Source organism: Microcoleus sp. CAWBG27 (assembly GCF_020883145.1).
In the GTDB taxonomy this organism is placed as follows: Bacteria; Cyanobacteriota; Cyanobacteriia; order Cyanobacteriales; family Microcoleaceae; genus Microcoleus.
On the sequence record NZ_JAHREU010000038.1, the window covers coordinates 57880 to 72101 of the forward strand.

A 14222-nucleotide genomic window follows, 5' to 3' on the forward strand; every position below is an offset into this window, starting at 1 on the left:
GTAGGGGCGGGTTCACCAACAATCAGTGCCGCTAACAGACAAAAACAATAAACCCGCCCCCACCCAACAAATAACCTAAATCGACATCTCGATCGACATCATTTTTATGCAATTTAAATGCGCCAATTCCGGTCTGGGTTCATGAAGGTTATTAGTTGGGTTGGGGCGGGTTTATAGAGATGGTTGGTGAATTTAAAATTTGGTTGGCGAACCCGCCCCTACAAGATTTGGGTTAACAAGAACGATCGACCAAGTTTGACAGATAAAAAAATCTGTATCGCCTTGTATGGCAATTAAATATTCATTTTTGATTTTTTTTAGAAGAAGTAGTAGAGTTTCCAGAAAAATGTTACACTAAACAAAAGAATTAGTTAAATGATCTGCGATCGAACTATGCAACTTACCGAACAGCGATACTACTCGGCCGAGGAATATCTAGCACTAGAGGAGGCTGCTGAGTGCAAAAGCGAATACATTGACGGTGAAATATTTCCTATGGCTGGTGGCTCTACTAATCACAATCAAATAGCGCTCAACTTTAGTACCGAACTAAATTTTGCCTTCAAAAAACTCGACTATCGAGTGTTTATGAGCGATGTCCGCTTGTGGATGCCCAAAAGGCGTATCTATACCTATCCCGATGTGATGGTAGTAGTTGGAGAGCCGGAGTATTATAATAACCGCAAAGATACCATTACCAATCCCAGGATAATTATTGAAATTTTCTCAGCTTCAACTAAAGAATACGATCGCGGCAAAAAGTTTGAGGGATACCGCACGATTCCCACGGTTGAAGAGTATTTGTTGCTCGACCAAAATCGGAAATATATCGAACATTTTTCTAAGACGGATAATAAGCGATGGTCGTTTGCTGAGTATAATGAATCGGATGAGGCGATCGCACTTGCTTCAGTATCTTTTGAAATTGCTGTGGCAGATATCTATAATAAGGTGAATTTTGAAGAGGTAGATGCAGAAATTGCACCGGAAATTTGATTCGGTGAATTTGTGGCAGATTTATTGGCGGGCGATCGCACTTTTTAGCGATCGAGCTTGTGAAAATCTCAGTTTTGGCTATAATAGTATTATTTTTGAAGCATACCTAATCAAAAATCATGGCAACAACAGTAAGCGTAGAACACATTGAAATGACACCGGGAATACGAGGCGGAAAACCCCGGATTGCTGGAACGAGAATCGCCGTACAGGACGTGATGGTGATGCACCTAAAAATGGGTTACTCTCTTTTAGAAATTGCTACTAAGTACGATTTGCTTGTAGCAGCAGTTTATGACGCTATGGCTTATTATTACGATCATCGCCAAGAAATTGACAAAACAATGGCAGAAGATGATGCTTTTGTGGATGAATTTATTCGTCAAAATCCAGGTAGGTTACAAGCAAAAATCAAGGAATTAAAAGGTGAGTCCGAGAATTAGGTTTCATTTAGATGAGCATATCGATCGCGATATTGCTAGGGCGTTACGTCTCTATAGCATTGATGTGACAACAACAGTGGAAGCGGGATTAAGGACTAAGATGGATGAGCAGCAGTGGTTGTTTATTCAACAACAGCAGCGAGTGCTTGTGACTCAGGATCGAGATTTTCTAGTTATGGCTGCTATGAGCAAGGATCATCCTGGTGTGGCTTACTTTAAACAGGGTAGTCGTTCGATCGGACAAATAATAGAAATGTTGATTTTGCTATATGAAATTTACACACCTGAAGATATGGTGGGAATGGTAGAGTATTTGTGAGAGCGAAGGGCGATCGCACTTTTTGTCGTAAAGGGCGATCGCCTGTGGAACTAAACTGATTATAATTGCTAAAATAAAGCTAAACTGCTCTTTATCTATAATCAGATTATGACTGTTATTGAACAGATTTATGCGATCGTCAAAACTCTTCCCCAAAATCAAGCTAGGGAAATTCTCACTTTCGCTGAGTCTATTCGTGCCAAGTACCTGAATTGGAATCAATCCACCGACACAGTAGATGCTTTAACTCCTTGGCAGGAAGTGGTTTATTCCCTAGCTCGAACGTGGGCAGAAGACTTTCCTACTCTGGAAGAGATTCGTGCTGAGTCGGGGGAAGACATCTTGCGGGAGAGCTTTTAGATGTATATTTTGGATACAAACACATTAATCTACTACTTTAAAGGACAAGAACAAGTTTCCCAAAACCTTCTGTCAGAGTGAAAACAGCTTTATGGTGGAAAGTAGCGATAAATATCTTTCCGGTGAAGCACCCTGGCAAAAGTAACAGTTTCGCCATCAAAATAAAAACCTATTCGATAGTCGCCAACCCGAAGCCGATACGCATTATCATCACCTTTCAATTTTTTTAAGTTAACAATTGTCTGTAAATCATTACTATTTGGAATTTCCGCAAAAGCAAAATCCTTGATTTGCTCAAAGACAGGCGTACTTTTAAGAGCTTTTAAATCCTTTAAAAAACTGGGTAGATATTCGACTTTCATTCTGTTTCCAGTTCGGCAAGTGCTTGCTGTAAATTTAAGGGGGTTTCATTTTTTACTGCGCCCATAGCCAATAGAAGTCCTCTATCTTCGATCGCTTCTAGGAAATACTGATAGTCGGTATAATCTAGAATAACTTGACTAATGTTGCCTTCGGCATCGAATATCAATTCTTTAGCCAGTGGATAGTCTTCTATTTTCATACACTTTTATGGTGAGATGAGTTGGGAGGGAATGATGCTTCATAGGTTGAGTTTTAGTCAATTATAACAAATTAGATGTTGTTTGTCTATTCGCACTGGAGCCCAGAAACCGGGTTTTTGCGAAAATACTTCGCCGTAGTCCATAGATTCGGTAAAAACCCGGTTTCTTTGTCGGAGTGTATAAGTCCTGCACTACTTATTCTCAGCCTTTAGTGCGTTACTGACATCCCCGAATATTCCTTCTAATTCCTGACCATTCATTTGCTAAACTAGATTGAGAACTAGAAATTTTCTGACCCAACATTTGAGGATTTCTTTCATAAAATATCAGGTCAGCTTTATAGTCACATATTTTTACTGGGTCATTGGTGCTGGAAGGAGTACCATAATTAGATAGATTGGCTATTTTCTCAATAGACATCATGCCACTATAGGTACGACCGCCAATTACCCATGTAGGAAAACTCTCAATTCCTGCTTTCTCGCACTGGGGATTGAATCCACCGCCTCTACCGTTGGGGAAGCATTCAATGTGTGGAACTTGGCTGAAAATATCTCCGAAAACTTGAGCTTGTCTTCGACAGACAGGACACCAAGAAGCACTGTACATCTTAGCACCTGTTTGTTTGAGATGATAGGCTAGGGATGCGGCGGTTTGTGCGGTGGCTGGTTTGACTAGGCTGGTACATTCTATGCCAATTGCACCGATCAGGGCTAGTACTCCTAATATTTTGAATTTTAGTTTAATCATGATTCAAGGTCTGTGAGAGGGTTGGGATTTAAGGACGGTGGTTGTAGGGAGTCCGGGTATTGGGGATTGTTTCAAAGGGCGATCGCACTTTTTGTCGTAAAGGGCGATCACACTTTTGAGCCGCTGATACACGCTGATGGAGGGGGATGGGGGAAAGGGCAATTAAGCTTTTGGAATGTCTAGCAGGTATCGTATCTGATTATTCAATCAAGAAATTGTTGGAATAACGAAGTTTTCCTGAAGCTTCAAATCATCCCTACTGAAATTTCCATTCAGCACAGCCAGATATTCAGTAATTCCGTTAACCTTAGCCTTCAGTGCAGTCTGTGCCCCATTGTTAAATGGCTCCACATCAATCATATTGGCTTTCAAGTCACCTGCTAACGCAATTCTATCAGCACCACCAAAACCCAAAAAGCTCAGAAAGCCATTAGCACCAGTGCCAAAATCCGTAATGATATCAGCATCGTCTCTGCTGGAAGCACCATCGCCTCGTGAAAATACAAAGGTGTCACTTCCAGAACCACCTGTCAACGTATCTTTACCTTTTCCACCAATAAGTACATCGTCATTATTTCCACCATCAAGATTGTCTGCATTTAAGTCACCAATCAATGTATCATTGCCATTATCACCAAAAAGAAAGTTATCACCTTCACCCCCCCAAATAATGTCATTATTTTTCCCTGCATAGATGGTATCGTTGCCTTGATCGCCGTACAGGGTATCGTTTCCAGTGAGTCCGTAAAGGGTATCGTTTCCTGCATCTGCGAAAATATTATCGTTGTCCAAGCCACCAATTACCCTGTCATTTTTAGGAGTTCCGTAAAATATAAAGTCATTTTCACCTGACGTTTTTGCATTCCTGACTTTAAGTTGAATTGGCTCGTTAGGTTTTTTAACAGAAAGAGCCCCTTCATGTGCCAATCCATTCTTTGCATCTTCAGAATTATAAATTAAGGTATTCTGCCTTGCGTTAAAGGTTTGGTTGTTGAGGATGCGGTTTCCTATTTCGCCTTTTTCCTTGATTAACTCCGTAAATGTCTTAACAACTGCGGAATGTTCTTCACCAGTATCTATGGTATTGCCAAAATCCATTTGGAACGAATTTAGTGCTCCCGCAGCAAAGCGTTGATTTCCTGCAATACTTTTCGCACCAACAAAGGCTAGAGAATTGCGAGCGACATCCTGAAATAATTCTGGGCGGTCTGCTTTTGCTGTTCTTCCATCTAAATCGTAGCTTGCTGTGTCATTTGAATACACATCTATATTCAATTGTGAAGGAGGATCAAGCGCTATTAGCGTGTTGAGTCCATTTGCATTGGGTAGGACATTATCACCTTTTCTATTTTTGCCTGACGTGTAAATTCTTCCCATTTCACTGCTGACGAGTGAACCGAGGCTATGACCTATTATCTTTAGGTTTTCGCTAGCTGCTTTACCATCAATTCCATAGTCCTGTTCTAGCTTTTTAACAGCCCATTCAGCAACAGGGCTTGCCCACTTAGCTGCAAAGTAATTACCTAACCGAATGGTAGGAGCTGGAGAGTCTCCTTTGTCCTTTGGCAATTTGCCATTGCTAGAAGCATCACTCCAGTCTAGTAACAAAACTCGATCGTTAGGCCTTGCATCTTTAAGTGCTTTTTCTAAATTTAAAAAACTGTTAGAGGTATCATTCCATCCATGAAGTATCACCCAAGTATTTTGATTTTTGTCTGATTTTGTGACTTCTGTTATCTCTACTTTTCGTGTGTTTTTTTGATCGTTTTTCTTGTCAATACCTTGCTTCCACTCTCCATATTTAAAATCATCAACTTTTTCTAGATCGCGAATAGCTGGAACTATGCCTGTGAGTTCTGAAGTATAGTTACTAGCAAAGGAAAGAAAGCTTTTCCTACTAGAATCATCTCTCTCACTAACATTTTTTACATAATCCTTAAAAATCTTATCCGTGTCTGAGTCAACAAAATCAGCCGTGACTGTGTTTGGTAGCTTTTCCTGAACGGGAGTTGGAACAGTCGGAGTCGGAGTTAATGTTGGTGTTGGAGTCGGTGTCCGTGTCGGTGTTGGAGTTGGAGTTAAAGCCGGCGTTGGTGTCGGAGTCGGAGTAGGTGTCGGAGTTAAAGTCGGCGTTGGAGTTGGTGTCCGTGTTGGTGTCGGAGTCGGAGTTAAAGCCGGCGTTGGAGTCGGAGTTGGAGTTAAAGCCGGCGTTGGTGTTGGTGTCGGAGTTAAAGCCGGCGTTGGTGTTGGAGTCGGAGTTAAAGTCGGTGTCGGTGTCGGTGTCCGTGTCGGAGTAGGTGTTGGAGTTAAAGCCGGCGTTGGTGTTGGAGTCGGTGTTGGAGTAGGTGTCCGTGTTGGAGTTGGTGTCGGAGTTGGTGTCGGTGTTGGAGTCGCGGTTACAATAGATGTGGCTCCAAATATTGCACCGCTAACACCCGTAACATTTTTATCAAGAGTGCCTACTCCTGTTGCTGGATTGATAACAATCCGCTGGTTAGCTCCGGTGAAGCCGAACAGATTCCCATCTTTGCTGGATAAGCCATACACTTTACTGAAGCCGATGTTACCAATCTTGGTAGCCTGACCAGTTAAGGATACGGAAAATAAGCTGTTATCACTGTTGACCCCAGATGTAGCCAAAAAGCGATTACTAACAGGATCGAATAGTAAATCGCCACTAGCATCAAAGTTAGATCCCAGATTAGCAACCAAGGATGCTGCGCCCGTAGTTTGATTAATGGTATATAAGTTAGAACCGCCAGTCGCATAAAGTACATTACTAGGAGAAAATGCCAAACCAACTATGTTTACACTTGCACCGAGGTTTCCAATTAGTGAGGATGAACCTGAGCCTGGATCGACGCTGTACAACTTGCTATCAGTGATGCCAAACAACTTGTTGTCACTAGATAAGGCGATGTCATTTAAACTTGGGCTAGTTGCAATTTTTACAAATTTTCCTGCTGAGTCAATGCTTCCGACTTGTCCGCTATCTGTAGAAACTAAAGATGATGCAGTCCCCAATGAGCTAGTTTTGAAGGTATAGTTTCCTGTCTGGTTTGGACTCGCGCTAGTAGCTCGAATCGCGTAATTCACACCCGGAACTACTGTGAAACTTAAGATTGAGTTCCTATTACCACCAGAGTCATCGTCAAAGGTAATCACTTCACCTGTAGAAGCATTTACCAGTTGTAGATAACTGTCAATCGCAGTCGAATCCATGTTAACTTGAACTTGCTGCCAATTGGAAATCCCGGTCAAGGTATAGTCATCGGAGAAGCTACCCAATCTTTTAGGGTTTTTAGTATCAGTGCTGCTCAAACTTCCGTCAATCGTTTGCCCTAAGCTAATATTCGTCATAATCCGATCTCCTCAAAAATATAGTTGCGTAAAAACCAGCAAAGCCCGCCTAGCAAGCCTTCCTAAATACTTATCTGGGCCTTCCTCTGCTTTTTATGCAAATTGCCCTATTCTTGTAACAAAACTTTACATTGCTCCCAAGAGCAGATAAGCTGTATCCCCGATCGCCCTCAAATGCACCATCAAACCTAGCTGATAGCCAAGCACATCATTTCAGATTACTCCACAATCCTGAATCTGCAAAGGCCAAACGGCTCACCATTTAGCTCAACATCAAAGGCTCATTTGGCTCTTTTGTCTCATTTCGCTCACTTCTCGGCTCACCAAATCGTGTAACATTCTTGACTAAGGCAGAGTTTCCGTAGAGGAGTACCAATGGCAGGTTTGCTCAGAGCATCCGAAGAAGGATTGAAAATCATTGATATGGTGCGACGCAACCTCGAATGGAATAAAACTGAGGATACTTGGTGCAAAGCCGCTCTAACTTCCAAAGCCACTTTAAGGAGATTTTGGGCGCAAAACCGAATTCGACGCGAAACATTTATCGATATTTGCAAAGCCGTAGGAATCAATAACTGGGAAGATATTATCGAGCGCAATGATATCAAGAAAACAGAATTACTTTTAGCCGCCGCGATCGCAGATATCCCCCTAGACAACCAAACCGATCGCACTTTCCCCCTCCCAGAAAACTTACCACCCGTCAGAAATTGGGTACAGCGCACCAAAGAAATCGAACTATTAAAAACCCTAATTGTTGAACCCCATCCCGTAGGGGCGGTGCCCCCGTGCCCGCCCGATTTAAATGTAGGGGCGGTGCCCCCGTGCCCGCCCGTGCCCCCGTGCCCGCCCTGGGGGGTTCCCATCGCCATCTCAATTGTCGGATTACCGGGCATCGGAAAAACCACCCTCGTCAGCCAACTAATTCGCCAACTCCACACCGAAAATACCCCCTTCACCTGCGCCGCTTGGCAATCCTTGGAATCCGCAACAGGCAAAGCACCCCCCTGCGATCGCACAATTGACTCCCTGCTATTCACCCTCTCCAACGGCGAGATTACCGCCGCCACCAACGCTCAAAATGACTGCGGCAAAAAAACCGAAAATCTGCTCAAAATCCTCAGAGATAAACCTTGCTTGCTCGTATTCGATCGCGCCGACACACTTTTGCAAACAAACGAAGCAAAAACGGCAGGTTATTTCGCAGACGATTGTGCAGAATATGCTTGGTTATTCAAACAACTATTAGAAACAGAACATCAAAGCAAAATCATCTTCACCAGTCGCGAAACCTTAGCCGAATTGCCGTCAACTGTCACCCGCGAAATCCAGCTTAACGGATTGGAGCGAGATAGCGCAATTTCCCTGTTGCAATCGTTTAATCTGACTGCTAATCCAGAGGAATTAGCGGAAATGGGCGATCGCTATTCTGGACATCCCAAAGCCTTACAACTCGTCGCCGCCTTGATTCGAGACGATACCGAGTTTCAGGGAAATGTCGCGAATTTTTTACACCAGAGAGACTGGTTGCTGATTCGAGATATTGAAAGTGCGATCGATGAAATTATCGCGCGTCTCAGCGACAGCGAGCAAACTTGTCTGGGCCGAATTTCCGTCTATCAAACCTCAGATTATCCCCTATCTTTTGCCGGGATTAGCGCTCAAATGCCAGAAGTCAGCAAGTACGAGCTTAAAGAAAATATTATTCAAGCACTGAAGCGCAGGCAATTGCTATATTACGATCGCCATCTCAAATCCTATCAGTTGCATCCCCTAGTCCGAGAAAAGGGCGAGTACCTGCTAAATCAAAATCCCGAAGATTTCCGTACCGCGCACGATCGAGCTTATAATTATTATATCAGCATTCCGCTCAAACCAAAATCGGCATGGCAAAATATTGAGGATATTCAGCCGTTAATTAGGGCGCACTATCACGCGCATCAGGCGGGAAAATTAGATGCAGCAAATGCGATTATTTCTGAAGTATGTGAGTATTTGCGGCAGTGGAATTGTGCAGACTTGATGTGTGGAAATATAGAGTTGCCATTGTTGACGGAGGTTAAAAACATAAATCTGTAGGGGCGGGTTCACCGAAAATAATTGCCAAAAACCCACAATTTCATAAACCCGCCCTCACGCCACCATCAATCCCAATCTACCTCTTTCAAAATAATGATTTTGTGGATTTTCTGTTAAAATAATTGATAGATATGACAGTAGTAGGGTGCGTCAGCCAATTCTCGATACCCGCCTCAAAATTATGCTACGAGCTGACGCACCCTACAATATTTAACTTTTTTAAAATGGTACAATCACTGCAACTAAGAGGGCTGAAGCCCAACAACGTACCTTATGCTGTTTATCGCGTAGATTTGCCGGATTCAGGTTAATTGTTTTGCATTTTCTAGCTGTATTCCCGTTCGATTTTTAATGCTGTTTCAACTCTTTGATACTCGGCCTCAACTTGTTGTAAAAGCCCGGAGTCCAGCCCAGATAAAGGCTTATTTGCCTCTGTCCCCATCCGGCCCATGATTTCTAGTTCCTCGCACAACTCAAACAAGCGAAAAGCACCGAGAGTACCGCTAATCGATTTCAAAGAGTGAGCAGTTCGCCGCAAAGCTAGCGGATCGGCGTTTGACAGAGCCGCAGAGATGTCTTGCAGCAGTTCGGGGGCTGTTTCGAGGTAAAGGTCGATCGCCTCTTCCAAAGCTTCGACATCTCGCAGTCCCTCTATAATCTTGGCACTCAGACAATCGCCGTTTTCTGACAAAGTTCGATCGACATTTGATGCACTCCACCTGATGACGGAGGATGAATTGGGAATTGTCACTTGTTGATTTTCCACAGCCGCATGCGTTAGCGCAGCCCTCGAAGAGGATCGCACTTCTAAATCACTTGTTCCTCCTATCTGTTCAATCTGCGAGCTCACACAAAAAATCGGCTGCGGGCAATCGAATTCCCCATTAGAGCGAGATTTACACGCGCTCAAAGCTCGAACCAACTCCTCAATCTCGATCGGCTTGCTCAAATAGTCGTCCATCCCCGCAGCCATGCACTCTTCGCGATCGCCCTGCATCGCATTTGCCGTCATCGCCACAATCCAAGGCCTCGTCCATTTTAAATTTTGGATTGTGGATTTTGAATTGTTAGATTGCTCATCACTACATTCAGGATTATTGTTAGATTGCTCATCACTAAATTTGGGATTTTCGATTTGGGATTTGCCATTGTTAGATTCTCCGTCAGTTATTGAAACTTCTGATTCTTCCCTGCTATTTTCTAAATTCAAAGCTGCTGAAAATGCCTCGCGGATGCGGCGGGTAGCTTCCAAACCGTCCATTTCCGGCATTTGCACGTCCATCAGCACAACATCGTAGGGCTGGCGGTGCAAGGCTTCGAGCACTTCCATACCGTTTCCTGCCACATCCGCCCGATACCCCATCCGCTGCAAAATTTGCAAAGCCACCTTCTGATTCACCAAATGATCGTCAGCCAACAGAATCCGCAGCGGTAAATTCTCGGCCAGCACGGGTATGCTTTGCAATAAAGGCCCGCTGGTTCGCTGCACTCTAATTTCAGCAGTCTGTTTCCCAAAAATATTGATTAAAACATTGTAAAGCTGAGATTGTTTGATCGGCTTGTTCAAAAAAGCAGCAAAATCCACCTCAATCGCAGGGGTGTTAATTTCTTGTCTGCCGATCGAAGTTAGCATCACTAACGGCAACTTTTGGCACTCGGGATACAGGCGAATTTCCGCAGCTAAAGCCAACCCGTCCATATGTGGCATTTGCATATCCAAAATTGCCAAGTCAAACACCTCTTTAGCCGCGATCCAATCTAAAGCCAAACGAGCCGAAGCTGAAGCCCTAGGCACCATTCCCCAAGACTGAGCTTGGAGAGTCAAAATTTGGCGGTTGGTTGCATTGTCATCGACTATTAAGACTCGCTTCCCAGTTAATTCAGGTTGAGTAGTGCTCAAATTAACTGGTAAGGAACTGTTGCAGCCAGAAACGATCGTGCTGAAATAAAAAGTAGAGCCCGCGGATTGGGGATTTTGGTCGATCGGCTCGCTGCTGAGTAAAGATTTGCTAGAGCCATATTTTTCGGCAATTTCGCAAGATTCTTCACCTGCGATCTCAAAAACTGGCACTTTAAAATCTCCGGGAGGATTGCCAGCCAGACAACCCATACTTTGCACCCACATCCTGCCGCCCATCATTTCGGCCAAACGCTTGCTAATTGCTAAGCCCAATCCCGTACCGCCGTACTGCCTGCTCGTTGAAGAATCAACCTGACTGAAAGATTTAAACAACCGATCCATGCGATCGCACGGAATGCCGATACCAGTATCTTTAACCGCAAATTGTATTTCGTATACTTTGTGAATTGCTCGTGGTTCGCCATTAATTGCTGGCAGTTGTTGAGCGCCGATCGTGGACACTGCAAGCTTTTTGGCAGTCACCGAAACCACCACTTCTCCAGATTCAGTAAATTTAACAGCATTGCTGAGCAAGTTGATTAAAATTTGCCTCAAGCGGGCACTGTCACCAAGCGCTGTTGGTGGTACGGAGCGATCGATCAAGTAACCCAATTCCAGTTTTTTTTGTGCCGCCTTAGCAGCTACCAAATCGAGAGATTCTTCAATACAAGTGCGGATGTCAAACGGATGTTCCTCCAAGTCCAATTTGCCCGACTCAATTTTCGAGAAATCTAGAATATCGTTGATCAGCGTCAGCAAAGCATCGCCGCTGCTGCGGATAGTTTCTACAAAATCGCGCTGTTCCTGACTTAATCGGGTATCCAGCAGTAAACCTGTCATGCCGATGACTCCATTCATAGGAGTGCGAATTTCGTGGCTCATGGTGGCCAAAAATTCGCTTTTGGCTTTGGTAGCAGCCAGTGCTTCGTCGCGAGCTTTTGCCAAATCTACGCCTGTTTGCTGGCGTTCTAATTCGCTGCCCACCCACTGAGCCATCAGTTTCACCAACTCTCTATCTACAGCTCGGAACGGTTCTGTCAGAGGAGTCGGAGCAAAGAAGCATAGAGTGCCGTAAACTTCACCTGCCACGGTGACGGCAGTGCCCATGTAAGCTTCGATGTTGAAGGCAGGATTGGGAGTATTGAAACACAAACCCGAAAACCTCACCGACTCAAAGTACATCGGTTCTTTTGCCATTGCTGTAGCCACGCAAAAGGTTTTTTCCAGATCGTAGATTTGTGATTTGTCGATCGACTCATCGGGACATTCAACAGCAATTATTTGATAGTTGTCGCCTTGAATGTGCGACAAAATTCCCACGGAAAGGCCTAACTGTCGGCATCCCATTGCCAGCAGTTCTTGGAGGCGCAAATCAAAGGTAGAAAGGCGGCCCTGCGGGTCTGTACGGGGAGCAGAAGTCACTTGGTACAAAGCTTTAATTGCAGCTTCGCTTTCTCGGAGTTCTTGTTCTGTTTGCTTGCGGACGCTGATGTCGCGGGAAACGCCGATAATTTCTTGCACCGAGCCGGTTTCGGGATCGCGGATCGTGCGGCTGGTGGTTTCAAACCAAATGTAATTGCCGTCTTTGCAGCGGATCCGGTAGCTGACGGTGTAAGTAATTGGCAGCGCCAGGACTTTCGAGTGAGCTTTGGCGACGGTTTCTACATCGTCCGGGTGAAAATAATGGTTGGGGAGGCCGCCGATCAGTTCGGAAGGTTCGTATCCCAGCAAAGCTTTGCTGGCGGGCGAGACGTAGAGAAACACGCCTTTGGGGTTGTGTCTGGTAATCATGTCGGTTGAGTTTTCTGCCATCAACCGATAGCGGTCTTCGCTCCTTAAGCGTTCGACTTGAGAATTGCCCAATGCTTCTAGCATTTGGTTGATGGTGTCGGCCAAACTGCTGAGTTCATCGCCTCCTGCCATTTGAACGCGCAAGTCTGGATCGCCGTTGGCTGCGATGTTGCTGACGCTAGTGCTCAAGTCCGCCAATCTCGCCAAGACTAAATTTTCTAACAACAGCAGGGCGATCGCGCTAAATATTAAACCTACTGCCAATATCGAGAAAGTAAAGAGTTCTAGGGTAGCCTGACCTTGCCTAGAGATTACCCGGTCTACTTCTACTCGCAGCAGCAGCGCTAGCTTGCCCCGGATGTCCCGAATCAGGGCGTATCCTGCGACTACGCTGTCGCTGAGCGGCTCGATTAAAATTTCTACTGATTTGAGGTTGGAAATTTTGAGTTTGAGATTGTCCAAATCCTGCCTGGAGCGAGCCAGCACCTTAGCGCCTGGCCCGGAGTAGTTCGTGGCTCCCACTTTAAAATCTAAACTCGGCAATCTAAAATCCACTGACAGGTGAGTCAGTTCCGAAAGCAAACCAATTTCGGTGTTGTCGAGGTAGCGTGCCAGGATCAGCGTCCCCCGCGGCGGGCCTTGAGCGTTGCTGTTGACGATCGGTTTTGAGGCTATCAGCAGCGTGGCTTCTGGCAGGGTGACGACGCCTGTTTTGGCGGGGTACCCATCCTCAGAACTTGTCTGGGACTCCAGCAGCGCCTCGGTCAAGTGCTGTTGCAAGCTTGCCGGAATTGGGATTTCGGTTTTGGATTTCAGGTCAAAACCTTTGCTGAAGATGGTCTTACCGTCGGAGTCCAGCAGCACCAATAAGTTTAATCTCAAGTAAACAAATGTCGTATTGACGAAATTTGACTTGATAAATTCCTGGTCCCGTGTATCGACAAAAGAGTACGTATCATCCCACTCGGCGTAATCTTGGGCGCTGGTGTCTAAATTCGACAAGTCATCATCTAAGGCATCCAAAGCCCGCGCGACATCCTGGCGGACGTACTGTGCCTCCAGGTTGTTAAAATCGTGCAGCAAAATGGTTGATGCAGTGGCATAGAGAACCACAATCAGGCTGATCAGAGCTGCACCGATGATTAAGAGTGTTTTTTTTCGGAGTTGCATGGCGTCGGCCTCCTCACGGTGTTACTAAGCAAGTAGCCTGGGGAGGTTGGAGACGTAGGTTGTTTAGCATTGGCGATCGCAGGGCCTGCGTGTTTTGACTGTTGTGGGCGGATTTGCAAAAGCCCTCGGTATTTCCAAGGTATCGGGTATCTGCCCCCCACAGTCAGTGTAGTATTTTCACAGCTTTAGCTAGTTCGGCGGGAATCCCCACATCATATCGTTTACAGATTGGTGTGGGATGAAAGCCAGGTTTGTTGAGGTGGGATGGTTGACCGATTCCGTAGGCGTAGCCTGTCCGAAGGACATAGGACAGGAAGACCATCACCGCCGAAACAAACAATCTTTGATATAATTGAACTACAGACGTGCGATTCGTTTAGCCGAAACTGAGTAACGATACTTAGGGGATGGCTAGGATGACTACAAAGTCATCATAACTGGATACACATCTGGGTGCGGTTCATCCCTAGTCCCAGACCGCAAGTGCAGCG

The 14222-nt window shown here is 45.1% G+C and carries 11 protein-coding genes; 6 read left to right on the plus strand and 5 right to left on the minus strand.

The features are described from left to right. Positions 1-393 precede the first annotated feature (393 nt). The 5 genes from QZ938_RS20290 to QZ938_RS20310 all read left to right on the plus strand — a co-directional run bounded on the left by QZ938_RS20290 (position 394) and on the right by QZ938_RS20310 (position 2118). Complete coding sequence (locus QZ938_RS20290) at positions 394-996, plus strand: Uma2 family endonuclease (protein WP_293355459.1); 603 nt, start codon at positions 394-396, stop codon at positions 994-996. Beyond that, a complete protein-coding gene (locus QZ938_RS20295) occupies positions 971-1147 on the plus strand; it encodes a hypothetical protein (RefSeq protein WP_293355456.1) in 177 nt (58 codons plus the stop codon). The genes QZ938_RS20290 and QZ938_RS20295 overlap by 26 nt, the downstream gene beginning before the upstream one ends. Next, complete coding sequence (locus QZ938_RS20300; RefSeq protein WP_363318917.1) at positions 1116-1439, plus strand: DUF433 domain-containing protein; 324 nt, start codon at positions 1116-1118, stop codon at positions 1437-1439. Before QZ938_RS20295 ends, QZ938_RS20300 begins: the two co-directional genes overlap by 32 nt. Then, a complete protein-coding gene (locus QZ938_RS20305) occupies positions 1423-1758 on the plus strand; it encodes a DUF5615 family PIN-like protein (protein ID WP_293155420.1) in 336 nt (111 codons plus the stop codon). The genes QZ938_RS20300 and QZ938_RS20305 overlap by 17 nt, the downstream gene beginning before the upstream one ends. Before the next feature lie 108 nt (positions 1759-1866). Beyond that, positions 1867-2118 (plus strand): DUF2281 domain-containing protein, encoded by a 252-nt coding sequence (locus tag QZ938_RS20310; protein ID WP_293155423.1) that lies wholly within the window; start codon positions 1867-1869, stop codon positions 2116-2118. 89 nt (positions 2119-2207) lie between these two features. Here QZ938_RS20310 and QZ938_RS20315 read toward each other — a convergent pair whose 3' ends face one another. The 4 genes from QZ938_RS20315 to QZ938_RS20330 form a co-directional block, all read right to left on the minus strand. After that, the gene (locus QZ938_RS20315; RefSeq protein WP_106150286.1) at positions 2208-2480 is read right to left on the minus strand and encodes a type II toxin-antitoxin system RelE/ParE family toxin; all 273 of its coding nucleotides are present in this window, start codon (positions 2478-2480) and stop codon (positions 2208-2210) included. Then, positions 2477-2680 (minus strand): hypothetical protein, encoded by a 204-nt coding sequence (locus QZ938_RS20320; RefSeq protein WP_293355453.1) that lies wholly within the window; start codon positions 2678-2680, stop codon positions 2477-2479. The genes QZ938_RS20315 and QZ938_RS20320 overlap by 4 nt, the downstream gene beginning before the upstream one ends. A gap of 217 nt (positions 2681-2897) precedes the next feature. Continuing rightward, positions 2898-3431 carry a hypothetical protein gene (locus tag QZ938_RS20325; RefSeq protein ID WP_293355450.1) on the minus strand — a complete coding sequence of 178 codons (534 nt, stop codon included), beginning with the start codon at positions 3429-3431 and terminating at the stop codon, positions 2898-2900. A 207-nt stretch (positions 3432-3638) separates the two neighbouring features. Further along, a complete protein-coding gene (locus tag QZ938_RS20330; RefSeq protein WP_293355447.1) occupies positions 3639-6791 on the minus strand; it encodes a hypothetical protein in 3153 nt (1050 codons plus the stop codon). Positions 6792-7166: 375 nt separating this feature from the next. Between QZ938_RS20330 and QZ938_RS20335 the strand changes: the two genes are divergently transcribed. Continuing rightward, on the plus strand, positions 7167-8870 hold the full coding sequence (locus QZ938_RS20335; RefSeq protein ID WP_293355444.1) for an NB-ARC domain-containing protein: 1704 nt from the start codon (positions 7167-7169) through the stop codon (positions 8868-8870). Positions 8871-9195: 325 nt separating this feature from the next. Here QZ938_RS20335 and QZ938_RS20340 read toward each other — a convergent pair whose 3' ends face one another. Next, positions 9196-13731 carry a response regulator gene (locus QZ938_RS20340; RefSeq protein ID WP_293355441.1) on the minus strand — a complete coding sequence of 1512 codons (4536 nt, stop codon included), beginning with the start codon at positions 13729-13731 and terminating at the stop codon, positions 9196-9198. Between the last annotated feature and the right edge of the window lie 491 nt (positions 13732-14222).

Coding starts and splice junctions, on each gene's coding strand:
- QZ938_RS20290 (WP_293355459.1), top strand. CDS start 394: ATGCAACTTACCGAACAGCGATACTACTCGGCCGAGGAATATCTAGCA.
- QZ938_RS20295 (WP_293355456.1), top strand. CDS start 971: ATGCAGAAATTGCACCGGAAATTTGATTCGGTGAATTTGTGGCAGATT.
- QZ938_RS20300 (WP_363318917.1), top strand. CDS start 1,116: ATGGCAACAACAGTAAGCGTAGAACACATTGAAATGACACCGGGAATA.
- QZ938_RS20310 (WP_293155423.1), top strand. CDS start 1,867: ATGACTGTTATTGAACAGATTTATGCGATCGTCAAAACTCTTCCCCAA.
- QZ938_RS20315 (WP_106150286.1), bottom strand. CDS start 2,480: ATGAAAGTCGAATATCTACCCAGTTTTTTAAAGGATTTAAAAGCTCTT.
- QZ938_RS20320 (WP_293355453.1), bottom strand. CDS start 2,680: ATGAAAATAGAAGACTATCCACTGGCTAAAGAATTGATATTCGATGCC.
- QZ938_RS20325 (WP_293355450.1), bottom strand. CDS start 3,431: ATGATTAAACTAAAATTCAAAATATTAGGAGTACTAGCCCTGATCGGT.
- QZ938_RS20330 (WP_293355447.1), bottom strand. CDS start 6,791: ATGACGAATATTAGCTTAGGGCAAACGATTGACGGAAGTTTGAGCAGC.
- QZ938_RS20335 (WP_293355444.1), top strand. CDS start 7,167: ATGGCAGGTTTGCTCAGAGCATCCGAAGAAGGATTGAAAATCATTGAT.
- QZ938_RS20340 (WP_293355441.1), bottom strand. CDS start 13,731: ATGCAACTCCGAAAAAAAACACTCTTAATCATCGGTGCAGCTCTGATC.